General features: G+C 66.6%; 26 protein-coding genes and 2 pseudogenes. 18 read left to right on the top strand and 10 right to left on the bottom strand.

The features are described from left to right. The 3 genes and pseudogenes from EAO80_RS10625 to EAO80_RS10615 all read left to right on the top strand — a co-directional run. Positions 1-187, top strand: a pseudogene (locus EAO80_RS10625) (hypothetical protein); the annotation flags it as partial. Further along, positions 188-1132 (top strand): ArsA family ATPase, encoded by a 945-nt coding sequence (locus tag EAO80_RS10620; protein WP_122089871.1) that lies wholly within the window; start codon positions 188-190, stop codon positions 1130-1132. A gap of 138 nt (positions 1133-1270) precedes the next feature. Continuing rightward, complete coding sequence (locus EAO80_RS10615) at positions 1271-3100, top strand: carbon starvation CstA family protein (protein ID WP_122089870.1); 1830 nt, start codon at positions 1271-1273, stop codon at positions 3098-3100. 68 nt (positions 3101-3168) lie between these two features. Here the strand turns inward: EAO80_RS10615 and EAO80_RS20635 are convergent, their stop codons facing one another. The 3 genes from EAO80_RS20635 to EAO80_RS10605 all read right to left on the bottom strand — a co-directional run bounded on the left by EAO80_RS20635 (position 3169) and on the right by EAO80_RS10605 (position 4335). After that, positions 3169-3294, bottom strand: coding sequence for a hypothetical protein (locus tag EAO80_RS20635; RefSeq protein ID WP_281273034.1), 126 nt, complete (start codon positions 3292-3294; stop codon positions 3169-3171). An 88-nt stretch (positions 3295-3382) separates the two neighbouring features. Continuing rightward, entirely contained in the window at positions 3383-3961 is a 579-nt protein-coding gene (locus tag EAO80_RS10610) for a hypothetical protein (protein ID WP_122089869.1), read from the bottom strand. Next, complete coding sequence (locus tag EAO80_RS10605; RefSeq protein ID WP_122089868.1) at positions 3958-4335, bottom strand: cupin domain-containing protein; 378 nt, start codon at positions 4333-4335, stop codon at positions 3958-3960. Before EAO80_RS10605 ends, EAO80_RS10610 begins: the two co-directional genes overlap by 4 nt. Positions 4336-4409: 74 nt before the next feature. Between EAO80_RS10605 and EAO80_RS10600 the strand changes: the two genes are divergently transcribed. The 3 genes and pseudogenes from EAO80_RS10600 (at position 4410) to EAO80_RS10590 (ending at position 6695) form a co-directional block, all read left to right on the top strand. Continuing rightward, positions 4410-4613 carry a hypothetical protein gene (locus EAO80_RS10600; RefSeq protein ID WP_122089867.1) on the top strand — a complete coding sequence of 68 codons (204 nt, stop codon included), beginning with the start codon at positions 4410-4412 and terminating at the stop codon, positions 4611-4613. A 47-nt stretch (positions 4614-4660) separates the two neighbouring features. Further along, positions 4661-5317, top strand: a pseudogene (locus EAO80_RS10595) (DUF5828 family protein); the annotation flags it as partial. A 184-nt stretch (positions 5318-5501) separates the two neighbouring features. Beyond that, positions 5502-6695 (top strand): inorganic phosphate transporter, encoded by a 1194-nt coding sequence (locus EAO80_RS10590; protein ID WP_122089865.1) that lies wholly within the window; start codon positions 5502-5504, stop codon positions 6693-6695. A 7-nt stretch (positions 6696-6702) separates the two neighbouring features. Here EAO80_RS10590 and EAO80_RS10585 read toward each other — a convergent pair whose 3' ends face one another. Continuing rightward, the gene (locus EAO80_RS10585; protein ID WP_122089864.1) at positions 6703-8055 is read right to left on the bottom strand and encodes a hemolysin family protein; all 1353 of its coding nucleotides are present in this window, start codon (positions 8053-8055) and stop codon (positions 6703-6705) included. An 86-nt stretch (positions 8056-8141) separates the two neighbouring features. Here EAO80_RS10585 and EAO80_RS10580 point away from each other — a divergent pair, with 86 nt between their 5' ends. From EAO80_RS10580 to EAO80_RS10570, 3 genes are read left to right on the top strand one after another with little or no spacing between them, the layout of a single operon-like run. Then, positions 8142-8414, top strand: a complete 273-nt coding sequence (locus tag EAO80_RS10580; protein ID WP_122089863.1) for a glutaredoxin family protein — start codon at positions 8142-8144, stop codon at positions 8412-8414. Continuing rightward, positions 8414-8920: a redoxin domain-containing protein gene (locus EAO80_RS10575; protein ID WP_122089862.1), complete on the top strand. Its 507-nt coding sequence runs from the start codon at positions 8414-8416 to the stop codon at positions 8918-8920. The genes EAO80_RS10580 and EAO80_RS10575 overlap by 1 nt, the downstream gene beginning before the upstream one ends. A gap of 23 nt (positions 8921-8943) precedes the next feature. Then, positions 8944-9522: an L-threonylcarbamoyladenylate synthase gene (locus EAO80_RS10570; RefSeq protein ID WP_122089861.1), complete on the top strand. Its 579-nt coding sequence runs from the start codon at positions 8944-8946 to the stop codon at positions 9520-9522. Here EAO80_RS10570 and EAO80_RS10565 read toward each other — a convergent pair. Next, positions 9508-10161, bottom strand: a complete 654-nt coding sequence (locus EAO80_RS10565) for a CRISPR-associated protein Cas4 (protein WP_122089860.1) — start codon at positions 10159-10161, stop codon at positions 9508-9510. The genes EAO80_RS10570 and EAO80_RS10565 overlap by 15 nt on opposite strands. A gap of 33 nt (positions 10162-10194) precedes the next feature. Then, positions 10195-10788 (bottom strand): hypothetical protein, encoded by a 594-nt coding sequence (locus tag EAO80_RS10560; protein WP_122089859.1) that lies wholly within the window; start codon positions 10786-10788, stop codon positions 10195-10197. Between the two features lie 110 nt (positions 10789-10898). Here EAO80_RS10560 and EAO80_RS10555 point away from each other — a divergent pair, with 110 nt between their 5' ends. From EAO80_RS10555 to EAO80_RS10545, 3 genes are read left to right on the top strand one after another with little or no spacing between them, the layout of a single operon-like run. Then, positions 10899-11477: a biotin transporter BioY gene (locus tag EAO80_RS10555; protein WP_122089858.1), complete on the top strand. Its 579-nt coding sequence runs from the start codon at positions 10899-10901 to the stop codon at positions 11475-11477. Then, on the top strand, positions 11474-12169 hold the full coding sequence (locus EAO80_RS10550) for an energy-coupling factor ABC transporter ATP-binding protein (protein ID WP_122089857.1): 696 nt from the start codon (positions 11474-11476) through the stop codon (positions 12167-12169). Before EAO80_RS10555 ends, EAO80_RS10550 begins: the two co-directional genes overlap by 4 nt. Further along, a complete protein-coding gene (locus EAO80_RS10545; RefSeq protein ID WP_122089856.1) occupies positions 12163-12861 on the top strand; it encodes an energy-coupling factor transporter transmembrane component T family protein in 699 nt (232 codons plus the stop codon). Before EAO80_RS10550 ends, EAO80_RS10545 begins: the two co-directional genes overlap by 7 nt. Here the strand turns inward: EAO80_RS10545 and EAO80_RS10540 are convergent. Genes EAO80_RS10540 through EAO80_RS10530 form a run of 3 tightly spaced genes read right to left on the bottom strand, consistent with a single transcriptional unit; the run spans position 12858 to position 17948 of the window. Continuing rightward, positions 12858-13067 (bottom strand): PRC-barrel domain-containing protein, encoded by a 210-nt coding sequence (locus EAO80_RS10540; RefSeq protein ID WP_122089855.1) that lies wholly within the window; start codon positions 13065-13067, stop codon positions 12858-12860. The genes EAO80_RS10545 and EAO80_RS10540 overlap by 4 nt on opposite strands. 55 nt (positions 13068-13122) lie before the next feature. Next, positions 13123-16389, bottom strand: a complete 3267-nt coding sequence (gene fdhF / locus EAO80_RS10535) for a formate dehydrogenase subunit alpha (protein WP_122089854.1) — start codon at positions 16387-16389, stop codon at positions 13123-13125. Then, a complete protein-coding gene (locus tag EAO80_RS10530; RefSeq protein ID WP_122089853.1) occupies positions 16386-17948 on the bottom strand; it encodes an NADH-ubiquinone oxidoreductase-F iron-sulfur binding region domain-containing protein in 1563 nt (520 codons plus the stop codon). Before EAO80_RS10530 ends, fdhF begins: the two co-directional genes overlap by 4 nt. A 326-nt stretch (positions 17949-18274) precedes the next feature. On the opposite strand from EAO80_RS10530, the gene EAO80_RS10525 reads away from it, so the two are divergent. Beyond that, positions 18275-20416: a heterodisulfide reductase-related iron-sulfur binding cluster gene (locus EAO80_RS10525; RefSeq protein WP_122089852.1), complete on the top strand. Its 2142-nt coding sequence runs from the start codon at positions 18275-18277 to the stop codon at positions 20414-20416. Here EAO80_RS10525 and EAO80_RS10520 read toward each other — a convergent pair. Beyond that, a complete protein-coding gene (locus tag EAO80_RS10520; RefSeq protein WP_122089851.1) occupies positions 20413-20850 on the bottom strand; it encodes a TIGR00725 family protein in 438 nt (145 codons plus the stop codon). The genes EAO80_RS10525 and EAO80_RS10520 overlap by 4 nt on opposite strands. A gap of 70 nt (positions 20851-20920) precedes the next feature. Here EAO80_RS10520 and hemB point away from each other — a divergent pair, with 70 nt between their 5' ends. From hemB to EAO80_RS10495, 5 genes are all read left to right on the top strand, one after another. Further along, entirely contained in the window at positions 20921-21907 is a 987-nt protein-coding gene (gene hemB / locus EAO80_RS10515) for a porphobilinogen synthase (protein WP_122089850.1), read from the top strand. A gap of 334 nt (positions 21908-22241) precedes the next feature. Further along, positions 22242-23894: an ammonium transporter gene (locus EAO80_RS10510; RefSeq protein ID WP_122089849.1), complete on the top strand. Its 1653-nt coding sequence runs from the start codon at positions 22242-22244 to the stop codon at positions 23892-23894. A 121-nt stretch (positions 23895-24015) separates the two neighbouring features. Further along, on the top strand, positions 24016-25005 hold the full coding sequence (locus EAO80_RS10505; RefSeq protein WP_122089848.1) for a substrate-binding domain-containing protein: 990 nt from the start codon (positions 24016-24018) through the stop codon (positions 25003-25005). Then, a complete protein-coding gene (locus tag EAO80_RS10500) occupies positions 25005-25712 on the top strand; it encodes an ABC transporter permease (protein WP_122089847.1) in 708 nt (235 codons plus the stop codon). The genes EAO80_RS10505 and EAO80_RS10500 overlap by 1 nt, the downstream gene beginning before the upstream one ends. Next, positions 25709-26482 (top strand): amino acid ABC transporter ATP-binding protein, encoded by a 774-nt coding sequence (locus EAO80_RS10495; RefSeq protein ID WP_122089846.1) that lies wholly within the window; start codon positions 25709-25711, stop codon positions 26480-26482. The genes EAO80_RS10500 and EAO80_RS10495 overlap by 4 nt, the downstream gene beginning before the upstream one ends. The last annotated feature ends 54 nt before the right edge of the window (positions 26483-26536 follow it).

The raw sequence follows: 26536 nt of genomic DNA, 5'->3' as shown, positions 1-26536 counted from the left end.
GGCCGAGGACTTGGAGGACGAGTTCATGCTCGCGTGTTTCCCCGACGCCTTCGGCATCCCCTCGCCGGTCTCGTACTACACCGCCGAGTTGCTGCCCCACCTCACCGACGAGTACGAGGCCTGGCAGCGGCGGATGTGGGATCGCGACTCGCTCATCGAGCGTAAGGGCCAGCAGTACCACTTCTAGATGGCCGAGTACGTCTTCTTCGGCGGAAAAGGGGGCGTCGGAAAGACCACCGTCGCCAGCGCCTACGCGCTCAAATGCGCACGGGCGGGCCTCGAAACGCTCGTCGTCTCGACGGACCCGGCCCACAGCACGGGGGATGTCTTCGATCAGGAGTTCGGGGACGACCCCCGCCCCGTGGAGGGGATCGAGAACCTGCAGGCGCTAGAGATCGACCCCGAGAGCGAAGTGCAAGAACACCTCCAGGAGACCAAACGCGCGCTGGGCGAGCAGCTCAGCCCCTCGATGGCCGGGGAGATCGACCTCCAGATCGAGATGGCCCATCGAACCCCCGGAGCGTACGAGGCGGCACTTCTGGACCGGTTCATCGACGTGATGCGCGAGGCCGACTGTGATCGCGTGGTCTTCGACACCTCGCCGACGGGCTCGACGCTGCGATTGCTCTCGCTTCCGGATCTCTTGGAGAAGTGGATCGACCGGCTCGCCCACAAGCGCGAGAAGAGCATTGACTACTTCGAGATGGCGGCCATCGGCGAGCAGGAGCCCCGCCGAGTCCGCGAGGGCGATCCGATCCTCGCGCGACTGCAGGGACGAAAGGAGCGCTTCGCGTTCGCGGGCGAGGCGCTTCGCGAGAGCGCGTTCTACCTGGTCTGTACGCCCGACGAGCTCTCGGTGCGCGAGACCGAGCGCTCGCTTTCGACCCACCGCGAGTACGGCCTCTCGGTCGCAGGGGTCGTGATCAACAAGCGAACGCCCGAACCGGAGGCCCACGAGGAGGGCCGCGGCGCGCGCTTCCTCCGCGAGAAGGTCGCGACCGAGCGCGAGCGGGTCGACGAGATGCACGACTCCTTCGACGCGCCGATCGTCGGCGAGATCGAGACGCGGGTGCGGGAGGTCAAGGGCGACCTACTGGAGGAGGTCGCCGCGGAACTCGCCGTCGAGATCTGAGACGGGTGAATTGATCATCGTAACAGGACGCGCACGTACTCTATTTCGAACAATCGACATGGAGACGCGAACGATTGATCGCTGAAAGAATGGGGTATGCTTATATCAATCCTGAACGATTCGGCGATAGAGCTACGCATGGCAGGAGTTATCTGGATCGTCGCGATCGTACTGGTGACGTTCACGGTCGCGTATATCGGTTATGGGCGATATCTCTCGCAATTCATCGGCCTTGACGACACCCGCGAGACGCCCGCACACAAGTATCAAGACGGCCAAGAGTACGTCCCGGCGACGAAACCCGTCCTGCTGGGACATCACTATTCGAGTATCGCGGGCGGGGCGCCGATCGTCGGCCCGATCACGGCGGCGCTGACGTGGGGCTGGTTGCCCGCGGTGTTGTGGGTCGCCATCGGCAACCCGCTGATGGGTGCGGTCCACGACTTCACCTCGCTGTCGGCGAGCCTGCGCCACGACGGCAAGTCCATCGGCTACATCATCGGCGAGTACGTCGGCGAACGGGGCAAGGACATGCTGCTGTGGTTTGCCTTTCTGCTCATCATCCTCGTGGTCGCGGTGTTCGCGCTGGTCATCGGCGTCGTCTTCGACGCCTACCCGCAGGCCGCGACCGCGAGCGTCATCTACGTCGGGCTGGCGGTGCTGTTCGGGATCTGGCTCTACCAACTGGGGCTCCCCTTCTCCGTCGGGACGCTGATCTTCGTCGCGGGCGTCTTCGCCTCGGTCTGGGTGGGCATCCAGTACCCCGTCGCACTCGTGCCGGGCGACTACCCCGCGGGAACGACCGTCCTCTTCGGTGGGTTCCCGATCGCCCTGCTCGAAAGCCAGAACATCGCCGCGTGGGTCGTCACGATGCTCGTGTATGGCGGCGCGGCGAGCGTCCTCCCGGTATGGATGCTGCTGCAGCCCCGTGATTACCTCTCGTCGTTCCTGCTGTATACGGGCGTGGGCGGCTCGGTGCTCGCGGTGATCGCCGGGACGTTCGTGACGTCGACCGCGGAGCCCCTAGAGATCCAGATCGGCGCATGGTACGGCTTCTTCGCACAGGGCAGCCCGCTCGCGGAGTTCCTCCCGGCGATGATGCCGCTGTTTCCCCTGTTGTTCATCACCATCGCCTGCGGGACGATCAGCGGCTTTCACTCGCTCGTCTCCTCGGGGACGACGGCGAAACAGCTCAACAAGGAAAGCGACGCCAAACTGATCGGCTATGGTGGAATGCTCGCCGAGGGGCTGCTGGCGGCGGTCGCACTGTGTGCGGTCTCGCTGATCGCCATTCCGGCCAGCTCCGGCGGAATCGGGCTGGCACTGCCGAACTTCGCGGAGGGTGGCGGGATCATCCTGACCGGCCTCGGCGTCCCGCTTTTGACCGGCGAGGTGTTCATGGCACTCGTGCTCGCGAGCTTCCTGCTGACGAGCATGGACACCGCCGTGCGCCTGGGGCGATACATGATGGAGGAGATTGTCGGCACTCCCGAGACGACCGTCGAGAGCGTCGCCGCGAACAAGTACGTCAACACGAGCGTGATCGCGATCGTCGCCTTCTTCCTGCTCGGCTCCGGCCGATGGGAGGACCTCTGGACGCTCTTCGGCGGCGCGAACCAGCTGCTGGCTGCGCTGGCGCTCCTGACGGGGACGATCTGGCTCGCGAATTGGGACCAGTCCAAACAGCTGCTCAGCACCGGCGTCCCGACGGCAGTGATGGCGGTCATCACCTTCGCCGGCCTCGTGTGGGTCGGCGGCTACCAGATCATCGGCGGGCGACTGTTGGGCATCACCGCCGAGGCCGAGACCACGCTGTTGGGACAGGTCTCGGCGGTCGCGCAGGTGCTCATCATCATCACCCTGCTCGGGCTCGCGCTGTCGCTGTTCAGGATCGGCTACGGGAACGTCCAGTCGGCCCGACGGGGCGGCGAAACCGTCGCGGCCGACGGCGGGACCGAAGACGACTGACCGGACTCACGGAGTACAGTCACTTCGAGAGAAGGGTGTGAGACGAACGTTCCGAGCCGACTCAAACCCTATTCACGATCGATACGCAACCCACCCACGAACTGCTGGACCGTGTACGCGAGAGCGAACAGCACGAACGCGAACAGCGCGATCACTCCGAGCTCCTGTCCACCGGGGAGTTGTAGCAGCCACATAAGAGGTAGTATATATGATATATAATAGCCGTTCCGGCCGGTCGGGTCGATCCCCGGGCGGCCACCGGGGGTCGAACGCAGTCGAGCGCTATCGCAACCGGCTCGCGAGTCGTCCCAGCAGTCCCGATCGCTCGCGTTCGACCGGCTCCCACAGCGAGAACGCCGCCGCCACGTCGGCGTTCTCGCTCGCGACGAGGTCCTCCTCATCGGGGCACGCGACGACGAGGTTGATCTCGTAGTGGCCGTGGTAGCCGAGCTTCAACAGGGTGCGATCCGAGAACCCGGCGACGTACTCGCGGGCCGCTTCGTCGAGATCGGCGGCCACGAGCGCGAAGGTGAAGTCGGTGCTGAAGTGCTCGTCGGAGGGGGTGATCCACTCGTCGGCCAGTTCGTGACCCAGCCCGACGAGGCGTTCGAGGTCCTCCTCCCGGACCGTTTCGGCCCGACGGGCCAATAGGTGCTCGGTCGAGTCGTGACGCGCAAACGAGATCGAGGGGTGAAGGAACTGCTTCTGGTTGCGCACCGAGAGCTCTCCGTGGAGGTCGAAGCGCTCGCCCCGGACCCGGAAGTCCTTTTCGAGGTCGTAGTTGGTCGCGATCCGGTCCGCGACCCGGTCGAGGTACGGGTCCTCCCAGTCGGGGACTTCGCGGTCGGGTTCGGCGCTCATCGCTCGGGTTCGTAGGGGTGGGCGTCGTCCTCGACCGGCGGCGCGCCGATTGCGAGGACGCGAACGGTCGCCGTCGCGTCGTCGGGGTTGTGCGCCCGGTGGGGGCTGTCGGGGTCGGCGACGAAGACCTCCCCGGCGTCGACCGAGTACTCGCGCTCGGGGGTCTCGACGACCAACTTGCCCTCGAGGACGTAGAACGCCTCCTCCTGTTCGTCGTGGTAGTGATAAACGAGCGGCAACTGTTCGCCGGGGTCGGCCTCGTAGACGTTGATCGCGAGTTCCGAGAGTCCGACGGCGTCGCCGACCGCCCGGTGGACACACGGCCTGTCCGGCGTCGGGTCGATCGCATCGGGATCGAGAACCTGATAGCCCATACCGGGCGCAGGACCGCGACCGGTAAAAACCATGAGGAAAGTATAACCGGCATGAGCCACTACGGGGAGCCGAGATGAGCGGAAAGAACACCGAAGCGTGTGGCCGGTGTAGCGTCACCAGTGTCGTCGATCTGACCGACGGGCGCGATCCCTACGGGGGAGACCGGATCGAGGTCGAGGAAACCGAGGTCCGCCGCCTCTCGATGCACCACGTCGCCGCGAGCCGCGCGAAAGCGTGGTTCGATTCGGTCGGCGAACGACTGGTCTACGGCCGATAGCCGCGCAAGGTGAAGAGCTATATATTCAGAACGAGTTACATAATATAATGGAAGAGACAATCGCCGGTTTCAAACGTCGCGGTCGGTGGGCCGACGTCGTCGAGCACGGCGAGCGGATCAGTCGGGCCCTGCGCGAGTCGGGCGTTTCGGGCCCGGCATTCGAGGAGTGGAACGAGTGGCGGCCCAAATCCCACGAGCGGATCGACACGGACGTCAGCGAGAAGACCGCCGCGCAGGCCAGCGTCGGCGAGGGCGAGGGCGAGAAGGAAGGCAAAGAGCCCGACGAGGACCTCCAGTCGGCGGGCAAACGCCTCACGGAGTCCTACGAGAGCCTCGAGGCCGACGACACCGAGGGTGCGATCGACAAGTGGGGAGAATCGGTCGGGTACGTCGCACGGGCGGCCGATTCGGCGAGTCGGAAGGCGCTTCGGGCCGTCGAGGACACCGTCTACAAGAAGGTGATGACCCAGCTCGCGCCGTACTACTTCGACAACGAACTCGTGAGCGCGAACCTCCAGCGCACCACCCGCGGCGAGGTGCCCGAGTTCGTCTTCGAGGTCAACATCAACGACGACGGGAAAAAGGCGGAGGTCTCGGAGCGCCTCGCGGAGTACGAGGAGGAGATCGACCGCTGGCACGTCGGGAGCGAGAAGGAGGTCACGACGGTTCAGGCCGCAGAGGGCGTCGAACCGACCGACGCCGAGATCGAGGCGTCGACAGCCGACCCCGAGGACGTCGAGAGCCCTGCCGACGAGCTGATCGAGCACATCAACGGGGCCGAACTGGTCGAGGGCCACGAGACCACCGAGCGCGAGCGCGAGACGGCGAGTGCCGTCGCCGAGCAGTCGAACGACAGGACTTAATGCCGGAGCCCGCGACTGGCGGTTGATGGTCGATGCCGCAACCCTTCTCACCGTTCTCATCGCCGCGCTTGCGAGTCTGTTCATGGCGTGGGCGATCGGCGCCGGCTCCAGTGGCTCGACGCCGTTTGCCCCCGCGGTCGGGGCGAACGCCATCTCGGTCATGCGGGCGGGCTTTTTCGTTGGGATCCTCGGGTTTCTCGGGGCCGTCCTCCAGGGCGCGAACGTCTCCGAGGCGGTCGGCCGCGAGCTGATCTCGGGAGTCACGCTCAGCGGCGAGGCCGCGGCGGTCGGTTTGCTCACCGCCGCGACCCTCGTCGCGATCGGCGTCTTCACCGGCTACCCGATCGCCACCGCGTTCACCGTCACGGGGGCGATCGTCGGCGTCGGGCTGGCGCTCGGCGGCGATCCCGCCTGGGCGAAGTACACGGAGATCGGCACGCTCTGGGTGCTGACGCCCTTCGTCGGCGGCGGGATCGCGTACGGGACCGCCAGGGTACTGCGCGCCGAGGACGTCCCCGAACGCTATACGGTGCCCATACTCGCCGGGGTCGTCGGGCTCATCCTCGCGAACATCGAGTTCGCGCTGCTCGGCCCGCCGGACGTGGGCCAGTCGGTCGCCGAAACCGTCTCGATCGCGCTCGGGTCGCCGGCGGTCGCCGGAATCGAGGTCGGCGTCGGCGGCGTTACCCTCCTCGCCGCGATCGCCTGCGGGCTCCTGTTGTATCGGGACATCCGGGGCGACGCCGCCGGGGCACAGCGACGGTTCCTGCTCGTACTCGGTGGGCTCGTCGCCTTCTCGGCTGGCGGCAGTCAGGTCGGCCTCGCGATCGGCCCGCTGCTTCCCCTGCTCGACCCGTTCGACCTCTCGCTGACCGCGATCCTCGTCGGCGGCGGGATCGGGCTACTCGCGGGGTCCTGGACCGGCGCACCACGCATGATCAAGGCGATCGCACAGGACTACTCCTCGCTCGGGCCGCGACGGTCGATCGCCGCGCTGATCCCCTCCTTTGCGATCGCACAGGCGGCCGTGCTGTTCGGCATCCCCGTCTCCTTCAACGAGATCATCGTCAGCGCGGTCATCGGAGCGGGCTACGCGGCGGGCGGGGGTGGCGTAAGCAAGGCAAAGATGGGCTATACCGTCCTGGCGTGGATCGGATCGCTCGTGCTCTCCATCGTGCTCGCCTACGGCATCCTCTGGGCTGCGTTGGCGGTGCTGTAAGTCCCCGTCACTCGATCTCCTGATCGATCTCCTCCGGGTCCTCGGGGGGCTCGACCGCCCCTTTCTCGACGCGGGCTTTCATGATCCGGGTGTTCTCGACGGTCTCGACCGTGATCTCGATGTCACCGTAGGCGATCGACTCGCCCTCCTCGACCAGGCGGCCGGCCCGGTTGAAGACGAACCCCGCGATGGTCTCGAACTCCTCGCCTTCGGGGAGGTCGATCTCCAACGCCTCGTTGACCTCGTCGATGTTGACCTCGCCGCGGACGACGACGGTGGTCTCGTTGACGTGTTCGACGGGTTCGTCCTCGCCGCCTTCGAGGATCTCGCCGACGACCTCCTCGACCAGGTCCTCCATCGTCACCAGCCCCTCGGTGGTGCCGAACTCGTCGATGACGATCACCATCTTCAGGCGATCCTCGCGCATCTCCGCCAGCAGCTCGTCGACGTTCTTCGACTCGGGGACGTGAAGCGTCGGCGTCGTCAGGTCCGCGAGCGCGATGTCTGGATCGCCGTAGTTGTGCTCGCGCACCAGATCCCGGATGGTGGCGATACCGATGACGTTGTCGAGGTTGCCGTCGTAGACCGGGAGGCGCTCGTGGCCGCTCTGGACGGCGGTCTGGATCGCCTCCTCGATCGTGGCGTCGGCCGACACCGCGGTCATGTCGAGGCGGGGCGTCATTACCTCCTTCGCGATGGTATCGGTAAACCGGAAGATCCGCTGGAGCATGTCGTGTTCGTCCTCCTCGATGACGCCCTCGCGCTCGCCGGTTTCGAGCATGTCCTGGATCTCCGAGCGGGTGACGTAGGGCTCTTCGATCGCTCCGCCCTGACTCCCGGTCAGGCGGTTGATCTGCCGGGTGAGGTAATCGAACACGACGATGAGCGGGTACATCACGTACTCGGCGACCTTCAGCGGGCGGGCGACCCGACGGGACCACGTCTCAGTGTGCTCGACGGCATACGACTTGGGGCCGCTCTCGCCGAACAGCAACACGAGGGCGGTGATGCCGAACGTCGAGAGAACCGCAGCGATCGCGCCACCGAAATAGAGACTGAGAAGGCTCGTCGAGATCGCGGTCATGGCGATGTTGACGAGGTTGTTGCCGACGAGGATCGTCACCAACAGCCGATGGGGATCCTCCTTGAGTGCCGCGACCATCTCCGCGCCCGGAAGCCCTTCCTCGGCCATCGCGTCGACGCGGTGTTCGGCGAGCGAGAACATCGCGATCTCCGAAGAGGAGAAAAACGCCGAGAGCGCGATGAGTACAACGATCGCGAGGCTGCCGATGACGGTTATCATCGTCGTCGTGAGTTCGAATCCGAAGAGGTCCGTTTGAGCGAGAATCGAGAGATCCATTCAGTACCCGTTCTTCAAACGCGGCGGGATTAAGCGTTTCTCCGCCGCGGGAAAGCGTTTAGGCCGAACGCCCACGTAGTGACTCCATGGCCGACAGACCAGAGATCACGCTCTACCGGCTGCAGGCGTGTCCGTACTGCGAACGGGTCGTCCGACGGCTCGACGAACTCGGACTCGAGTATCACTCGCGGTTCATCGAACCGCTGCATTCGGAACGGAACGCGGTCAAGCGCGAAAGCGGCGTCCGGACAGTACCGGTGATCGTCGACGAGCGAACCGGCGTGAGGATGGCCGAGAGCGCAAACGTCGTCGAGTACCTCGACCGGACCTACGGCGACGGTAACGGAGGTGAAGCCTGATGGTCGAGTTCGACGTCGTCGAGCTCGAACCGTCCGACCACCCCGAAGTGGGGGAGACGGCGCCCGATTTCACCCGGCCGCTGGTGGGCCGCGAGTACTGGGAGGACGCCTCGCTCTCCGAGCTCGCCTCGGATGAGCCCCTGGTGCTCGTCTTTACCCCGATGGACGGGGCGTTCCCGGCGACGTACGTCTGGAACGAGATCCGCGACCGCGAGTGGGGAGATTCCATACGGGTAGTCGGACTCTCGATCTCGACGCCCTACGAGCACAAGACGCTCATCGAGGAGCGCGACATCGATCACGCGCTGTTCAGTGATCCGAACAACGGCGTCGCCCGCGAGTACGGCATCGACCACGCCCTCGACGGGATGGCCGGGATCACCGAGCCCCGCCCCGCGGTGTTCGTCCTCGACGACGAGCGCACCGTCGAGTACGCCTGGGTCGCAAACGAGTGGCCCGACTTCCCCGACTACGACGCGGTCGAGGACGCGATCGAATCGCTATAGGACCGGGCGGCCGAACGGGCGGTATGGAAATCGACCGTGCGGTTCGCGCGATCCACGACGGCGGGCTCGTCGTCTACCCCACCGAGACGGTCTACGGGCTCGGAGCCGATGCACTGGATCCGGCGGCCGTCGAGCGGGTCTACGAGGCGAAGGGACGAAACAGGTCGAAACCGCTGTCGATGGCCGTTCCCGAGGTCGAGAGCGCCGCCCAGTACACGCACCTCACCGAGCGCGAGCGGCGGTTCATCGAGGAGTTCCTGCCGGGACCCGTGACCGCGATCGTTGCGGCCGGTCCCGACGTGCCCGAGGAGCTCACGGCGGGGCGGGATCGGGTCGGGATCCGGATCCCGGATCACGAACTCGCCCTGGCGCTTCTCGACGAGGCTGCCCCGATCACCGCCACGAGTGCGAACGTCAGCGGACGGCCGAGCGTCCGGCGAGCCGACGCGCTCGATCCGGAGATCCGCGAGGCCGCCACACAGGTGCTCGACGGGGGCGAGACGGGCGGCACCGAGAGCACCGTCGTCGATGTCGAACGCGGCGTGATCCATCGGCGCGGAACGCTCGCCGAGGAGATCGAGGGCTGGTTAGAGGCCCAGTAACGAGCGAAGCGAGCGCGTGCGCGTCCCGCAGCGCTCGCGGTACTCACAGGCGTCACATTTGGCGCTGTTTGTCAGGCGTGAGGGCGGCCCGTCCATCCGCTCGACGGCACCGATCGCCGCCCGATAGCCGGCCTTGCGGCGGGTGGTGAGCGAGAGCTCGCGAACCGTACCGTAGGCGGGGTACTCGACGAACGCCGTTTCGACCAGCTCCTCGCGCTCCCACGAAAGGGCCTTCGCCAGCGCGACCGCGCGCACCGAATGGGGCTCCCAGACGCCCCGTTCGGGCGGGGCGCCCGGGGAGACGTACGACGGTGCGAGGGGAGATTCGAGGACCTTGCTCGCGATCCCGCGACACTCCCGTCCCGTGAGCAGGACCTCCCTGTGGGGCGGGTCGGCGAGCTCGTCCCACCGTTCGATGCGCTCGCGGGTCCGGTCGAGCGTTGCGCGGTACTGTTCGGGCGGGAGTTCGATCGGCCGTTCGGCGAGCATCGCGTCGTCGGCATCGAGCAGGTCGTCGTACTCGAAGGCCAGTTCGCGGCGGTCGGCGACCGATGGGGGTATCTCGCAGTCGTCGTCGCGGCGGTAGTAGAGCTGCCGGGGGCAGTAGGCGGCGGTCGAGAGGTCGCTTACGGCGTGCACGGAGCCGCTGGACCCGTCACCCGATAAAAACCCTCACATCGAGAGGTCGTTTTCCATCCCCTCGGTGGCCTCCTTGAGGCCGTCCTCGCGGGTCTCGCCGGCGAGCTGCGAGGAGAGTTCGCCGTCGGTGACGATCTCCTCGAACTCGTCGCGAAACCGGTCGTTGGCGGTTCGGGCCTCGTCCTGAGTTTCGGTCACACAGATCGCCCGTTCGATCGTCGCCTCGTCGGTGTCAAGCTCCTCGGAGAGGTCGACGTCCTCCTCCTCGGCTCGCAGCCGGCGGAACTCCCGCAGCTCGAACGGGAACTCGGTGTCGCTCTCGCGAAGCAGGTGCAGGTCCATCCGAGCCCGGACGACCGATCCCTCGTCGGCATCGAGTTCCTCGGCGAGGGCCGCGTCCGACTCCTCGTCGAAGAACCCCCGCACGAGGCGCCGATACTCCCCGTGATTCCAGTCGGTCTCGAACGCGTAGCGCTCCTCCATCCGGTCGATGACGTCGTCGAGGCGCTCGTCTTCGGGCTGTTCGTCGGTCAGGGATCCGGGGGTCTCCTCCTGGGTCTCGGTGACGGTCCCGTCGTCGGTGACATCGAGGAAGAGATCGCGCAGTTCCTCCGTTTTCTCGTCCATCGTACCGCCTCTCTCGGACGACCAGCGTATAAAGCCTGTCGGCGGCGCGTGCAGGCTCGTCAACCGAAGATTGAAATCGGTTGACGGAGATACTCGGACGTGATGGGTCCATGAGTACGGGAACGGAGTCGGTCGATCTGGTCGGGGACGAAACCGTGAACAACGTCGCGCGGGCGGCGCTGTTCGCCGCGTTGACCGGCGCCTTTGCGTACGTCTCGTTTCCCTATCCGCTCTCGCCCGCGCCGGTGACCCTGCAGGTGCTCGGAGTGTTCCTCGCGGGCGTCCTCTTGGGGCCGGTCTGGGGCGGGGCGGCGATGGTGCTGTATCTCACGGCGGGGGCGGTCGGCGCGCCCGTCTTCTCGGGCGGCGAGGCCGGTATCGGATCGCTCGTCGGGCCGACGGCGGGCTACCTCTGGTCGTACCCGCTCGCGACGGGTGCGGTCGGCGCGCTCGTCCACGGACGGACCGTAGGCCCCCTCGACCGGGTCAGTGTCGGGCGCCTGCTCGGAGCCTGCACGGTCGGCGTCTGCGTGATCTACGCGGTCGGCGTCACCGGGTTGATGGCGGTGCTCGGGCTCTCACTGCCCAACGCAGTGGTGACGGGCGCGGTCGTGTTCCTGCCCGCCGAGGCACTGAAGCTGGCCGCCGCCGTCGGAATCGTTCGCAGCGACCGCCTGACCGCCGCATGATCGAGACGCGCGAACTGGTCCACGAGTACGACGGGGTGCGGGCACTCGACGGGGTCTCGTTGACCGTCGCGGACGGCGAGTTTCTGGTACTCGCGGGATCCAACGGCTCGGGTAAGAGCACGCTGATCCGCCACTGGAACGGACTGTTGGAACCCGGTTCCGGGGCGGTACTGGTCGACGGGACGGAGGTACAGGAGGACCTCGTGGCCGCGCGTACCAGGGTAGGAATGGTCTTCCAGAACCCGCGGGACGGCTTCGTCGCCGCGACCGTCGGTGCGGACGTCGCGTTCGGCCCCGAGAACCTCGGATTGGCTCGAAGCGAAATCGACCGCCGGGTCGAGGAGGCACTGGCGGCGGTGAACCTCGGCGGGCGGGGCGACGAGCGGATCGAGGCGCTCTCGGGGGGCGAGCAGGAACGGCTGGCGATCGCGGGCGCGCTGGCGATGGAGCCCGCCCATCTCGTGCTCGACGAACCGTTTACCGGCCTCGACGAACCCGCGAGGGTGGCGGTTCTCGATCACCTCGACGCCCTCCGGCGGGCGGGCACGGGCGTGGTCGTCGTCACCCACGACCTGCGTGACGTCCTCGACCTCGCCGACCGGTTGGTCGTCCTCGCCGACGGACAGGTCGTCCGCGACGGGGAGCCCGAATCGGTTGCACTCTCGGGACTCGGCGTGCGCCCACCGTGTTGAGCTACGTCCCCGAGGACTCGCTGGCTCACCGGCTCGATCCTCGGACGAAGCTCGCCGTCCAGATCGGGTTCGTCGCCGCTGCCTTCGCTCACACCACACCGGCGGGACTCGCCGTCCTGACCGTCCTCGCACTCTGTGTGCTCGCGATCGCGCGCCTCTCGGCGCTTCGGGCGCTCTACGCCTACCGCTTCGCCCTGCCCGTCCTGCTGGTCGGCCCGCTAATCGAGGGCGTGACGCTCTCGGGGTTCGCTTTCGATAGAGCGTTCGGGACGGGACTCGCGAGCTATCGCGTACTGCTGATCCTGCTGGTTTCGGCGGCCTACGTCCGCTCGACGCCCGTCAGGGAATCGCGCGCGGCGATCCAGTGGGCAGTGCCTGGGAAGCCGGGAGCCTTCCTCGGGATGGGTACGGCCGTCGTCTTCCGGCTGCTGCCGCTACTGATCGCGGATCTGAAGCGCGTCCGCGAGGCGATGGCCGTCCGGCTGGCGGGCGAGCGGCCCGTCCACGAGCGGATGGCGCTGCTGGCGGTCACAGGTGTAAACCGGGCGCTGTCGCGAGCCGAGAGTGTCTCGCTGGCGCTTCGTGCGCGGTGTTTCGCGTGGAACCCCACCCTCCCGCGGCTCGCGTTCTCGCGTGCGGATCTGCCCGCACTGGCGCTCGCGGCCGGGCTCGGGCTCGCGGCGCTCTACTAGGTGCTTTCGACGAGGACGATCGTCTCGCCGGCCACCTCGTCGATGTCGCCGGCGTGGACCTCCTGTTGGCGCTCCTTTTCCATCTCCGTCCCGGTGAAGTTCACGTAGAACTGCTCGCCCTCGACGTCGGAGACGGTACCGACCTGCTGACCGTCGTGGGTCTCGACGTCCTTCCCGATCAGGTCGTCAGTGAGTTCGTTTACCATGGTCGAGGTCCGACGACGAAAAGGATAGTTCTGGTGCGTGCGATGGCCGGTCGGCTCAGTCGTCGGCAGGTTCGCCCGCCGCGCCGGGCGTGCCGAGCGGCTCGCGCTCGGGGTCGGCCCCCATCGAGGTGACTTTGACGCTCGCCATCTTGTAGTCCGGGATCCGGCTGATGGGGTCGAGCTCCTCCTGGGTCAGCTCGTTGACCGCCCCCGTTGCGAAGTGCATCGGGATGAACACCTTGCCCGGGGCGGTGCGTTCGGTGACTTTGGCCTTGACGACGATCGATCCCCGGTTCGACTCGACCTCGACGTACTCCCCGTCGGCGACGCCGACCGTGCCGGCGGTCTGGGGGTGGATCTCGGCGAAGCTCTCGCCGACGTGGCCCATCAGGCCCTCGTCGCGCCGGGTGAGCTGGCCGGTATGCCAGTGATACAGCACCCGCCCGGAGGTCAGCGCGATCGGGAACTCCTCGTTGGGGAGCTCCGTGGGATCGCCCAGATCGGCAGGGACGAAGCGGGCCTTGCCGTCCTCGAAGTTGAACTCCTCGGTGTAGAGGTTCGCCGTCCCGGGGTGGTCCTCGTCGGGACAGGGCCACTGCAGGCCCTCCCCGCGCTCTTCGAGGCGTTCGTGTGTGATCCCGCCGTAGATCGGCACCAGCTCGTTGATCTCGTCCATGATCTGCGTGGGGTTCTCGTAGCCCCAGTCGAAGCCCAGCCGTTCGGCGAGCTTCTGGACGATCTCCCAGTCGGCGTGGGCCTTCCCCGGCGGGTCGGCGACCGGTCGAACCATCTGGACCCGGCGCTCGGTGTTGGTGACCGTCCCGTATTTCTCGGTGATCGCCGCCGCCGGCAACACCACGTCGGCGTACTGGGCGGTCTCGGTCATGAAGAGGTCCTGAACCGCGAGGAAGTCGAGCTCCTCCAAGCTCTCGCGGGCGTTCGTGAGGTCGGGCTCGGAGATCGCGGGGTTCTCCCCGACGACGTACATCCCCCGGAGGTTGCCAGCGTCGACCTCGTCGAACATCTCGGTCACGCGCAGGCCGGGCTCGTCGGGCGGTCGGACGCCCCATTCGTCCTCGAACTTCGCGAGGACGTCGTCATCCGAAAGCTCCTGGTAGCCCGGCAGGTTGTCCGGGATCGGACCCATGTCCCCGCCCCCGCCCTGGACGTTGTTCTGGCCGCGGAACGGCGAGAGGCCGGCGTTTTCCTTGCCCAGATGCCCCGTCGCGAGCGCCAGATCGGCGAGCGCCAGCACCGTCTGCGTTCCGTACGTATGCTGGGAGATGCCCATCGCCCAACCGAACACGCAGGTGTCGGCCTCGGCGATCGTCTCGGCGGCGTTCTTCAACTCCTCCGGCGAGACGTTCGTCAGCTCCTCGACCTTCTCGGGGGTGAACTCCTCGACTTTCTCCTCGACGGCCTCGAAGTTCCGGGTGCGCTCTGCGATGAACTCGTCGTCCTGAAGGTCGTTCTCGATGATATACCGTAGCATCCCGTTGATCCACGCGATGTCGTGGCCGCCCTCGGTGCGGGTGTACTGGTCTGCGTGCTCCGCGAGCTCGATCTTCCGGGGGTCGAAGACGAACATGTCCGCACCGTCGCGGGCGTTCTGTTTGATCCGGGTCGCGAGCACGGGGTGGCTCTCGGTGGTGTTGGCGCCCGTGATCAGGTAGCAGTCGGTGTTGCCGATGTCCTCGATCCGGTTGGTCATCGCGCCGTAGCCGACGGTCTGTTTCAGCGCCGCGACCGTCGAGGAGTGACACAGCCGCGTGCAGTTGTCGACGTTCTTGGTGCCCAGGACCTGCCGGGCGAACTTCTGGATCGCGAAGTTCTCCTCGTTGGTCGTCTTCGAGGACGAAAGCACCGAGACGGTATCGGGGCCGTGTTCGTCCTGGACGTCCGAAAGACCCTCGGCGACCCGGTCGAGCGCCTCGCCCCAACTGGCCTCGCGGAACTCGCCGTCCTCCTTGACGAGGGGCTGATCCAGGCGCTCGTCGCTGTTGACGTAGTCGTAGCCGAACTTCCCCTTCACGCACGTCGAGAAGTCGTTCGCGGGCGTCGCCTCCGGTTCGGCGGGCCGGGCGGCGAGCACCTCGTCGTCCTTCCCGTAGAGCTCGAACCGACAGCCCACCGCGCAGTACCCACAGGTGGTTTCCGCCTTGTCCATCCGCGAGAGGCGGGCCTTGCCGACCGACTTCCCGATGTCGAACAGCGCGCCCTCGGGCATCGAGTTGGCCGCGGTGAACTCCGCGGCGTGCTCGACGTCCGCCATCGCCCCGTCGACGACGTCGTGGGCGCGCTTGCCGGCGGACTCGCGGGCGTCGGCGGCCTCGCGCTTCGCGCGGGCCATCATCGTCGCGACGCCGGACTTCCCTTCGAGTTCGTCGTCGGGCCGGCGGCCCCGGAGCTCGCGGTTGGGCGCCTCGGCGGTCTCGATGGTCTCTGCGGGCTCGCGCTCGATGACCGTCCCGATGGAGTTCTTCTGGGTGAACCCCGGCAGCGGCAGCGTCGTTTGATCGACCAACCCCTTCTCGGTGAGCGATCCGGTCGGACAGACCGTCGCGCAGTGGCCACACGAGACACAGGTCGAGTCGTCCATCGTCTCGGCCTCGCTCTGGAAGCCGATCCGGGTGTCGGGGCCCGTCCCCTCGATCCGCAGGACGCCCTCGACCTGCACGTCGTTGCAGGCCTCGACACAGCGGTTACAGAGGATACACTTGTTGCGGTCGATCTGGATGAACGAGGAGGTGTCGTCGATCGGCTCGTAGGCGTCGCGCTCGTCGAAAACGCCATACCGAGGGTGCTCGACGTCGTTCTCGATCGAGGCGTCCTGCAGTTCACACCGGCCGTTCTGCGAGCAGGTCGTACACCGGAGGTTGTGGTTCGAGAGCAGCAGATCGAGGTTCACGTCACGGGCCTCACTCGCGTCGCCGGTGTCCGTTCTGACAGTCATCCCGTCCTCGACGGGGTGGCTACAGGCGGGGACGAGCCCCTCCTGTTCCGTTTCGACCACGCAGGTGCGACACTCGCTTCGCGGGCCGACCTCGAAGCGCCCGTGATCGCCCGCGTCGCCCTCGTCGCCCCGGTCGTAGTAACAGACCGCGGGGACGGTGCCGTCCGTCTCGACCGCTTCGAGGGCGTCGAGCAGCGTTGCACCCTTCTGAACGGCGACGGACTGGCCGTCGACCGTGAGGTGAGCCATCCCCTCCTCGTAGTCGATGGTCGGGTCGTTCGCCGTCCCGGTCCGGAAGTCCTCGGTCAGCGGCGTGTTCGGTTGCGGGTCCTCGATCTCGGGAACGCGTGGCGTGGGGTTAGTACTCATGATTCGACTGTGGATCCGGGGCGGCTAGCTGGCTGGTCGTCCGTACACTCGCCGGCGAGACACTGCCCACGAGCGTGGGCGGCGAACTCCGTCTCGAAGGCGTCCATCGCGGTCGTTACGGGCCGGGAGGCGGCCCGGCCGAAGTAGCAGGTGCTCGTCCGGCGCATCACCCGTGAGAGCTCGCGAATCGAACCGGTGTCGTACTCGCCGTCGTAGATCGCCCGGAGCAGTTCGACGAGCTGTTTCGAGCCCTCGCGACAGGGGACACAGCGCCCGCAGTTCGCCTCACGGGCGAAGCTCGCGCGCTTGCCCGCGAGTGCGACGGTACAGTGCGACCCGTCGAACAGCTCGATAACGCCGTTGGTCCCGAGGTTCGACGAGCGAAGCGCCGGCGCGCTCATCGGGGTCTCGAGCGAGCGGGTGAACCCGCCGAAGCGCCCGCCGACGCAGGCGATCTTGAACCCCTCCCTGGGGACGGCTCCGAGCGCCGTCTCCAGCGAACTCCCGGTCGACAGCTCGACGGTCGCGCGCTCCTCGCCCGCGACGGTCACGATCCGGGTGCCGGGGTCGGCGTCGTCGGGTTCGAAGTCGTCGGGTTCGAGCAACGCCGTCCGGAGCTGAGCCAGCGTCCGGGGGGTGTGGATCGCCGTCGGGCGCCCGAACAGCCCGTGTTCCTCGGGGCCGGGCGGGGTCCGGCGGGCCTCGATCCGGTCGGCGCCTTCGAGCGATTCGAGCGCCATCGTCCGCTCGCCGGCCCGGTACTCGTCGGGGCCGGCGGCGACCTGGATCTCGACGTCCGTTCCCTCGGCGAGGGCGTCGCCCGCCGTCTCGCAGCGTTCGAACGCGAGGTCGTCGGCCTCGTTGGCGTAGACGACGACGTCCTCGGCGCCGACCGCGGCCGCGACCGCGAGCGCCCCGTCGAGGACGGCGACCGACGCGCCCTCGAGCAGGAGCCGGTCGGCGGCGGCGGGATCGGCCTCGTTGCCGTTGACGACGACCACCGGCTCGCCGTCGGCCTCCCGGACTGCGTCCCAGGCGGGGGCGATCGGCTCGTCGTGGCATCCGTCGCCCCGGCCACGACCGAGCAGGCCGAGCGCTGCGACGTCCTCACACAGTCCGTCGGGGTCCTCGCGGGCGTCCTCGGCGATCAGCCGGCCGTAGTCCTCGGGGAACGCGGGGGCGAGCCACCCACAGGGTCCGAGCGCCTCGCGCCGGCCGACCGCGAGCGGTCCCGTCTCCGGGGTCGGCAGTCGTCGGATGTCGGGGTCGTGCTCGACGACGTGGCGGGCGTCCTCGGTCGGGAACTCGCCGTCCTCCATGCGTTCGACCAAACCGCGCACCTCGGTCGGCGAGCAATCGACGTAGAAGCCGGTTCGGCCCCCGTCGGTCGCAAGCACCACGGGCGCGAGCGCCGTATGGCCGAGCGACCCTACCTCGACGACCGGAACCGACGATGCGACCTCGCGCGCGGATTCGAGGACGTCCGCGTGGCGGGCACCGTCGGCGCTACAAACCCTGACAACCCTCGTCTCGTCACTCGTTCCCCTCTCCATCGTCATGCGGTAGCAGTCGTGACAGAGACGAAAAAGGGCATGGACTGCAGGAGCAACCCCGCGCTCAGAACGGGGGTTCGAGCCGGCGCTCGTTGGCCGGTCGGACGGCGACGACGAGCGCCAGCGCAAGCGCGGCGAGGAGACCGATGAGCCGAACCAGTCGATGCATGGATCCGCCTTTGCCGGCGCGGTCCATAGCCGTTCGGGCGACGCTCCAGCACACACTGGAGAAGGAAACCGACACGGTGGCTCTCGGCTGCTGATGCCGACGCCCGTCGCGGCTCATCCGTTCAGTGGCAAGGTTTATGCGCCCACTACGCCGGTGAACGATCATGCAGGTCCTCCAGACCGGCGGGGAGATCACCCGCGAGACGTTCTGGCAGATCGGCCCTCTCGGAAAGGGGATGTTCTACTTCCTCTCCGCGGTGGCACTTCTGGTCTTCGGCTACGGCGTCTACGCGCGCTTCGCCCGCTACACCGGTGGCGACGCCGACCCCCGCGACCGCCTCGACAATCTCGGATCGCGGGTCGTGACCGCCGCGCGGATCGTCGGCTCGAACGAGAAGCAGTTCGACCGCGACCTCTACGGCGGGCTGATGCACACCTTCGTCATGTGGGGCTTTCTCGTTCTCCTGATCGGGACGACCATTCTCTTCATCGACATGGACTTCTACCGACCCCTCACCGGCGAGTCGTTCTGGGTCGGGGAGTTCTATCTGGCCTACGCGCTCGTCCTCGACGCCTTCGGGCTGCTGTTCGTCGTCGGCCTCGGCATGGCGATGTACCGGCGATATGTCGTCCGCAACGAGCGCCTGTGGGGGAAACACACCAGTCTGGAGGACGACGCGTTCGTCTGGACGCTCTTTCTCCTCGGCGTCGGCGGCTTTCTCGTTCAGGGTATCGGGATGGTCGGCCAGGAGATCCGTGCCGAGGAGACCGTGAGCTTCGTCGGCGTCTTCACTGCCGGTTTGCTCGAAGCGGGCGGGCTCACCCCCGCGGGCGCGGCCGCCGTCTATCCGTGGGTCTGGTGGCACCACTCGCTCCTCGCGCTGGCCTTCGTCGCGTGGGTTCCGTACGCCAAGCCCTTCCACATGCTTTCGTCCTTTGCGAACGTCGTGGCCCGCGACGAAAAGGCGGGGAGGGTCCTGCCGAACGTTCCGGCGGACCTCGACGCCACCAACGCGGAATCCATCGACGATTTTACCTGGAAGGAACTGCTCGACCAGGACGCCTGCACCAAGTGCGGGCGCTGTTCGTCGGTCTGTCCCGCGAAGGCATCCGGACGGCCGCTCGACCCGCGCGACGTGATTTTGGATCTCAAGGGCTATCGGGAGAGTCTCGACGCCGGAAGCGAGGACAGACCCATCATCGCGGACGGCGGAGCCTCGGTGATCGACGCCGAGACGATGGAGTCCTGTATGGCCTGCATGGCCTGCATGGACGCCTGTCCCGTCGAGATCGAGCACCTCAGTTCGTTCACCAGAATGAACCGCCAGCTCACCGACCAGGGCGACGTCGATTCCAACGTACAGAGCGTCTTCCAGGACGTAATGCAGAAGGGCAACACGTTCGGGGAACCCCAGCGCAAACGGGCAAAGTGGACCGAGGAGTTGGAGTTCGACATCGCGGACGCCCGCGAGGAGGACGTCGAATACCTCTGGTACGTCGGGGACTACCCGAGCTTCGACGACCGAAACAAGCGGGTCGCACGTTCGCTCGCAAAACTGTTCGAGCAGGCCGACGTCTCCTTTGGCATCCTCTTCGACGACGAGAAATATGACGGTAACGACGTGCGCCGGGTCGGCGAGGAGTTCCTCTATCTCGAACTCGCCGGCCACCACGTCGAGACGTTCGAAGAGTGTGCGTTCGAGAAGATCGTCTGTACGGATCCACACTCGTACAACACGATGAAGAACGAGTACCCCGAGATCGATTTCGAAGAATTCGCCGACGACCCGATGATGCCCTTCGAGTACGAGGAGCGGTGGAACGCCGAGGGGGAGATCGAGGTGCTGCACTGGACCCAAGCGGTGGAAGACCTCGTCCGCGAAGGACGGCTCGGACTCTCGGGGACGGAACTCAACTACACGGTCACGTACCACGACCCCTGCCACCTCGGGAGATATAACGACGAGTACGAGGCTCCACGCGAACTCGTGCAGGCGACTGGGTGTGACCTCCACGAGATGCCGCGCAACCGGGCGGATTCGTTCTGTTGTGGCGGCGGCGGGGGCGGCCTCTGGATGGAGTTCGACGAGGACCCCAAACCCAGCGAGGAACGCCTCCGGGAGGCCTTGGAGGACACCGAAGCCGGAGGAGCAGTCGAGAAGTTCGTCGTCGCCTGCCCGATGTGCACCACGATGTTCGAGGACGGGCGGAAGACCGGCGGGTTCGAGGAGGAACTCGAGGTCGTCGACGTGGCCGAACTGCTGATCGAGGCCGTCGAGTCGAAGCGGGAGGTCGCGGCGGACTAAGCGTCCTCGACGTACTTCACGGCAGCCTCGGGCGAGGCGACGGCCTGAACGCCCGCGACGTCGTGGGTTCCGAGTCCGGCGACGGACCGGCCGAAATCGAGGGCATGAGCGATCTCCGAGAGCGTCCCATAGGAGCCGTCGATGGCTATTACACCCTCGCCGTTCAGCGCCACGAGGACGTTTCGGGCGTTGCCGATCCCGGTGACGATCGGTACGTCGACGTAGTCGTTGGCCTCGTTCGGGTCGGTGCTGGGCAGGATGCCGATGGTGTCTCCCCCCTCTTCTTTCGCGCCGCGGCAGGCCGCCTCCATGACGCCGGTTCGACCGCCACAGACCAGCGTGTGCCCGCGCTCGCCGAGCAGTTCGCCCACCCGACGGGCGACCGTAGTGTCCTCGTCGCCGATCGTCCCGCCGCCGATGACGCTGATTCGCATATAGGGGGATCATCGGGCATGATCAAAGACCTCCCGACACGCCTTTGGCCGCGACGCACCCAGATCGGACATGGACATCACGAAGCGTCCGCGCCGCCTGCGAAGCGACGGCGTGCGCCCGCTGGTCAGCGAGACGTCGCTCTCTCCCAGCGATCTGATCGCGCCGGTCTTCGTCGACGCCACGACCGACGAGCGCGTCCCCATCGAGTCGATGCCCGGCCACGAGCGCGTGCCCGTCGAGGGGATCACGGAGCGGGTCCGGGAGGTCCGGGAGACCGGCGTCGAGGCCGTGATGCTCTTTGGAATCCCGGAGGAAAAGGACGATCGAGGGACTCGGGCGTGGGCCGACGAGGGCGTCGTCCAGCGTGCCCTCCGAAAGATCTCCGAGGAGACCGACGCCTACGTCATCGCCGATCTCTGTTTCTGTGAGTACACCAGTCACGGGCACTGTGGAATCATCGAGGAGGGAGCGGAGGAAGACCCCCACATGACCGTCGACAACGACGCGACCCTCGAACTGATCGAGCGCACGGCGCTCTCGCAGGCGGAGGCGGGCGCGGACATGATCGCGCCCAGCGGGATGATGGACGGCATGGTCGCAACCATTCGTGACGCGCTGGATCGCGATGACTTCACCGAGGTGCCGATCATGAGCTACGCCGTCAAATACGAGTCGGCCTTCTACGGGCCCTTCAGAGATGCCGCCGACGGCGCGCCCAGTTTCGGGAATCGCAGACACTACCAGATGGACCCCGCCAACAGACGCGAAGCGATTCGGGAGGCCCGCCTCGACGCCGAACAGGGCGCCGACGCCCTGATGGTCAAGCCCGCGCTGCCCTATCTCGACATCGTTCGGGACGTCCGGGAGACCACCGAGCTGCCGGTGGCCGCTTACAACGTCAGCGGGGAGTACGCGATGCTCCACGCCGCGAGCGAGCAGGGATGGCTCGACCTGGAGGAGGTGGCACACGAGTCGCTGCTCTCGATCAAGCGCGCGGGTGCGGATCTGATCCTGACGTATTTTGCCGAGCAGGTCGCTCGTGATCTGCCCGGCTGACCGTCAGCTGTGATCCGCCGTGGGCCACCACCTCGGACTCGAGCGCATCCGGCTCGCGTTGCCGCCCGACGACGGTTCGAAACAGCCTCCACGGCCGGTTGACGTACGTTCGGTTTCGCGGCAGTATTTGTCGTTCCCTTGCCTCGAAGAACGTCCTTATATTGCTATTATCTCATTGAGTATCTGACGTTCGTCTACTACACCCGTTGAAAATCCATGTATCACAATGCTAACATCTATATGTCTCTACTTCCATCCATTCATTCGTGATCGAAAACACATCCATGGCCGAAATCGGTTCGAACAGTAACGAACGTCCAGACGAGGTGGGCGAATGCAGGTAGATCCGTCGGTGCTCGCGGAGGGCGTCAACATGATGTGGGTACTCGTGGTAACGTTCCTCATCTTCTTCATGCATGCCGGCTTCGCGATGCTGGAGGCCGGACAGGTGCGCTCGAAGAACGTCGCGAACCAGCTGACGAAGAACCTGCTGACCTGGGCGGTCGGCGTCGTGATGTTCTTCTTCGTCGGGGCGGCGATCAGCACGATCGTCGGCGCGATCACCAGCGGCGGCTCGTTTACGCTCGCCGACGCCTACGCCGGCACGATCGGCGGCGACTCGACGGCGTGGGTCGACTGGTTGTTCGGCGCGGTCTTCGCGATGACCGCGGCGACGATCGTTTCGGGAGCCGTCGCGGGTCGCGCGAAACTCCGCGCGTACGTCACCTACACCGTCGCGCTCGCGGCCGTGATCTATCCCGTCGTGACCGGCCTGACGTGGGCCGGCGGCTACCTCTCAGTGCTCGGGTTCCACGACTTCGCGGGCGGCATGATCGTCCACGCGGTCGGCGGGATCGCCGGGCTGACGGCCGCCTGGATCCTCGGCCCGCGGATGGACCGCTACAACGCCGACGGCACCGTCAACGTCATCCCCGGTCACTCGATGACGTTCGCGGTGCTTGGCACTCTGGTACTGGCCTTCGGCTGGTACGGTTTCAACGTCGGCACCGCCGCGACCGTCTTCACCGCCGAGGGCGGCGAACTCGCACTCGGTGCCTTCGAGTACGTCGGGCGGGTCGCGCTCGCGACGACGCTCGGAATGGCGTTCGGCGCCATCGGAGCGGGCGCGATCTCGCTGGGTCTCACCGGGAAAGTCGACACGCTTTACGTCGCGAACGGCCTGCTCGCGGGCCTGGTCGCCGTGACCGGCATCGCGGACATCGTCACCTGGTGGGGCGCGGCGCTGGTCGCGTTCATCGCCGGCGTGCAGCTCCCGCTCGTGTTCCGGTTCGTCGAGCGGACCCTGAAGATCGACGACGTCTGTGCGGTCTTCCCCGTCCACGGTTCCGCGGGCATCATCGGCATGCTCGCGATCCCGTTCGTCGCGATCCCCGGCGAAGCACCTTCGGTGTTCGCGCAGGTCGCCGGCGTCGTCGTGATCACGGCTTGGACGGTCGGCGCGACCGCACTGATCTGGGGTGCGCTCAAGGCGCTCGGTCAGGCACGCGTTACGCCCGGCCACGAACGTGACGGCCTCGACGTCAGCGAGCACGGCGTCGACACCTACCCCGAGTTCGGCGGCCCCGACGTCGCCACCGACGGCGGCCCCGAGATCGTCCGAACTGACGGCGGCGTCTCCGACTCGGGAATCAAGATGATCACCGCGATCATCCGCCCCGACCGGCTCGGTGATGTCAAACGCGAACTCGCGAACGTCGGCGCACCCTCGCTGACGGTCACCAACGTCTCGGGACGCGGCAGCCAGCCCGCGAAGAAGGGCCAATGGCGTGGCGAGGAGTACACCGTCGACCTCCACCAGAAGGTGAAAGTCGAGTGTGTCATCGCGGATATTCCGATTGACGAGGTCGTCGACGCGATCCGCGAGGGCGCCAACACCGGCGAGCCCGGTGACGGCAAGATCTTCGTCATGCCCGTCGAGGACGCCCTGCAGGTGCGTACCGGCAACCGCGGTCCTGACGCGGTCTGAGCGGCAGGTAATCGGCTGCGGTTTCTTTTTCGACGCGAACGGTTTTCTCGTCGCGTTTCGTAACTATTCGTCGTTATCTCCATGAGCAAACGCTAAGTAGCTCCGCGCCAGCGTTGTTCCTATGGCGATACAACGGCGCGATTTCCTGACGCTGGCCGGCGGGGGAGCGGCCGCCGGACTGGCGGGCTGTACGGGGTTGTTTTCGGGCGGGGAGAATGGCAGCGGCAACGAGAGCAACAGCAGTTCCGGCGGCTCGATCACCGGGCAGGAACTGGTGCTCGCGACGACGACCAGCACCTACGACACCGGTCTCTTGGACGAAGTCAACGCCGCCTTCGAGGAGAACTTCGGCACGCCGGTCCAGGCGATCTCCCAAGGGACGGGTCAGGCCCTCGAAACCGCACGGGCCGGCGACTGTGACGTCGTGATGGTCCACGCCCGGAGCCAGGAGGACGAGTTCATGCAGAACGGCTATGGGATCAACCGCCGGGACCTGATGTTCAACGACTTCGTGATCGTTGGGCCGAGCGACGACCCCGCCGGGATCGGGGGTAGCGAGGACGCGCTCGGAGCGTTTCAGGCGATCGCCGAGAACGAGTCGCTGTTCGCCTCCCGCGGCGACGATTCGGGAACCAACACGGCCGAGTTGCAGATCTGGGAGGAAGCGGGCGTCGAACCCGGCGGCGAGTGGTACCTCGAAACCGGTCAGGGAATGGGCGATACGCTCAACCAGGCGAGCCAGCAGGGCGGGTACACCCTCTCGGATCGGGGGACGTTCATCTCCCAGCAGGACGAAGTGGAACTGGAGATCCTCGTCCAGGGGCCCGTCGAGGGCGGCCCGGAGATCCTCGCGAACCCCTACGGGGTGCTCGCGATCAACCCCGCGGTCCACGAGGACGTCAACTACCAGCTCGCGATGTCCTACATCGGCTTTCTGACGAGCCAGGAGGGCCAACAGGTCATCGAGGAGTACGAACTTGACGGCGAGCAGCTGTTCTTCCCGCAGGCGCTCTCGGAGGACCCGAACTTCCAGCAGTACGTCCCCGAGGACTGGCAGCCCGACGGCGAGAACGGAGGTAACGCCACCGAGGACAACGCCACGGACGAGTGATGGCCCTCGAGACGGCACTGGCGGTCCTGGACGGGATGCCCTTCGAGAGCAACTACGTCAAGAGCATCGTTCGCGTTTCCCTGTACGTGAGCGTGACCGCCGTCGTGCTCTCGACGCTCGTGAGCCTGCCCGTCGCGCTTTTCGTGGGGTTCAAGGACTTCCCCGGAAAGGGGCTCGTGACTGCGATCATCAACACGGGAATGGGCTTTCCGAGCGTCGTCGTCGGGCTCGTCGTGCTGTTTGCGGTGTCGAACCAGGGGCCGTTGGGCTTTCTGGACCTCGTGTTCACCCCACAGGCGATGATCATGTCCCAGTTCGTGTTGGCCGCGCCGGTGATCACCGGTGTGAGCCTCGCGGCGGTTACGGGGATCGATCAGTCGGTTCGGGACGCCGCCTACGCGATGGGTGGCACCCGACTCGACGTCGCGCTCGTCGTGATCAAGGAGGCGCGCTTCGGGATCGCGACCGCGATCCTCGCGGGGTTCGGTCGGGCGATCAGTGAGGTGGGCTCGGTGTTGATCGTCGGGGGCAACATCGCCTACGCCGACGGTGAGGCCTACACCCGCAACATCACGACGGCGATCACACTGGAGGCCCGGCAGGGCCGCTACGAGACCGCGATGTTCCTCGGGGCGATCCTCGTCTCGATCGTCTTGCTGGTCAACGCGATCGTCGGGCGCCTCGGTGGGGGTGGGCGGACGCGATGACCGACGTCCTGTCGGTCGATGGACTCCGGCACGCCTACGACGAGCCGGTGTTCGATGACGTCTCGCTGTCCGTCGACAGCGGCGAAGTCCTCGCGATCATCGGTCCCTCCGGCGTCGGAAAGTCGACCCTGCTTCGCCTGCTCGCGCTGTTCGAGCGTCCCGACGAGGGGACGGTCAGCTACGAGGAGACCGACGTCTGGCAAGCCTCGGAGAACCGGCGGCTGGCGCTGCGGCGAAACGTCGGGATGGTGTTTCAGGAGGCCAGCCTGTTCGATTCTCCGGTGTTGCGAAACGCCGAATACGGGCTGCGGGTTCGCCAGTCCTGGCCGGAACGACTCAAACGGAGTGCTGCGGATCTCGTCGGGCGGGAGAACGGGACGAGCGAGACGGCGCGGGAGGCACTCTCGGTTGTCGGACTCGATGGGAAGGAAGACCAGAACGCCCGGTCGTTGTCGGGCGGGGAAGCCCAGCGGGTCGCCTTCGCCCGCGCGCTCGCGTACGATCCCGACGTGCTGTTGCTCGACGAGCCGACCTCGGATCTCGATCCGCGCAACACGGCAGTGTTGGAAGAGGCGATCGGGAAGGCGAGCGAACGGGGGATCGGCGTCGTCATCGCGACCCACGACATGCACCAGGCCGAGCGGATCGCGGACCGCGTCGCGGTCCTGCTGGGCCGGGCGGTCATCGAGATCGGTTCCGCGGACCGGGTCTTCGAGAACCCCCGTGACGATCGCGTGCGGAAGTTCGTCGACGGCGAGTTGATCTACTGAGGCGGCTACATTCCCCACCGATGCGTCCGACGGTCCATCGTTCCGGTAAGAATG

Origin of the sequence: Halalkalicoccus subterraneus, from assembly GCF_003697815.1 — an archaeon.
Classification (GTDB): domain Archaea; phylum Halobacteriota; class Halobacteria; order Halobacteriales; family Halalkalicoccaceae; genus Halalkalicoccus; species Halalkalicoccus subterraneus.
This window is presented reverse-complemented; position numbering and strand designations above follow the sequence as displayed.

Coding starts and splice junctions, on each gene's coding strand:
- EAO80_RS10620 (WP_122089871.1), top strand. CDS start 188: ATGGCCGAGTACGTCTTCTTCGGCGGAAAAGGGGGCGTCGGAAAGACC.
- EAO80_RS10615 (WP_122089870.1), top strand. CDS start 1,271: ATGGCAGGAGTTATCTGGATCGTCGCGATCGTACTGGTGACGTTCACG.
- EAO80_RS20635 (WP_281273034.1), bottom strand. CDS start 3,294: ATGTGGCTGCTACAACTCCCCGGTGGACAGGAGCTCGGAGTGATCGCG.
- EAO80_RS10610 (WP_122089869.1), bottom strand. CDS start 3,961: ATGAGCGCCGAACCCGACCGCGAAGTCCCCGACTGGGAGGACCCGTAC.
- EAO80_RS10605 (WP_122089868.1), bottom strand. CDS start 4,335: ATGGGCTATCAGGTTCTCGATCCCGATGCGATCGACCCGACGCCGGAC.
- EAO80_RS10600 (WP_122089867.1), top strand. CDS start 4,410: ATGAGCGGAAAGAACACCGAAGCGTGTGGCCGGTGTAGCGTCACCAGT.
- EAO80_RS10590 (WP_122089865.1), top strand. CDS start 5,502: ATGGTCGATGCCGCAACCCTTCTCACCGTTCTCATCGCCGCGCTTGCG.
- EAO80_RS10585 (WP_122089864.1), bottom strand. CDS start 8,055: ATGGATCTCTCGATTCTCGCTCAAACGGACCTCTTCGGATTCGAACTC.
- EAO80_RS10580 (WP_122089863.1), top strand. CDS start 8,142: ATGGCCGACAGACCAGAGATCACGCTCTACCGGCTGCAGGCGTGTCCG.
- EAO80_RS10575 (WP_122089862.1), top strand. CDS start 8,414: ATGGTCGAGTTCGACGTCGTCGAGCTCGAACCGTCCGACCACCCCGAA.
- EAO80_RS10570 (WP_122089861.1), top strand. CDS start 8,944: ATGGAAATCGACCGTGCGGTTCGCGCGATCCACGACGGCGGGCTCGTC.
- EAO80_RS10560 (WP_122089859.1), bottom strand. CDS start 10,788: ATGGACGAGAAAACGGAGGAACTGCGCGATCTCTTCCTCGATGTCACC.
- EAO80_RS10555 (WP_122089858.1), top strand. CDS start 10,899: ATGAGTACGGGAACGGAGTCGGTCGATCTGGTCGGGGACGAAACCGTG.
- EAO80_RS10550 (WP_122089857.1), top strand. CDS start 11,474: ATGATCGAGACGCGCGAACTGGTCCACGAGTACGACGGGGTGCGGGCA.
- EAO80_RS10540 (WP_122089855.1), bottom strand. CDS start 13,067: ATGGTAAACGAACTCACTGACGACCTGATCGGGAAGGACGTCGAGACC.
- fdhF (WP_122089854.1), bottom strand. CDS start 16,389: ATGAGTACTAACCCCACGCCACGCGTTCCCGAGATCGAGGACCCGCAA.
- EAO80_RS10530 (WP_122089853.1), bottom strand. CDS start 17,948: ATGACGATGGAGAGGGGAACGAGTGACGAGACGAGGGTTGTCAGGGTT.
- EAO80_RS10525 (WP_122089852.1), top strand. CDS start 18,275: ATGCAGGTCCTCCAGACCGGCGGGGAGATCACCCGCGAGACGTTCTGG.
- EAO80_RS10520 (WP_122089851.1), bottom strand. CDS start 20,850: ATGCGAATCAGCGTCATCGGCGGCGGGACGATCGGCGACGAGGACACT.
- hemB (WP_122089850.1), top strand. CDS start 20,921: ATGGACATCACGAAGCGTCCGCGCCGCCTGCGAAGCGACGGCGTGCGC.
- EAO80_RS10510 (WP_122089849.1), top strand. CDS start 22,242: ATGCAGGTAGATCCGTCGGTGCTCGCGGAGGGCGTCAACATGATGTGG.
- EAO80_RS10505 (WP_122089848.1), top strand. CDS start 24,016: ATGGCGATACAACGGCGCGATTTCCTGACGCTGGCCGGCGGGGGAGCG.
- EAO80_RS10500 (WP_122089847.1), top strand. CDS start 25,005: ATGGCCCTCGAGACGGCACTGGCGGTCCTGGACGGGATGCCCTTCGAG.
- EAO80_RS10495 (WP_122089846.1), top strand. CDS start 25,709: ATGACCGACGTCCTGTCGGTCGATGGACTCCGGCACGCCTACGACGAG.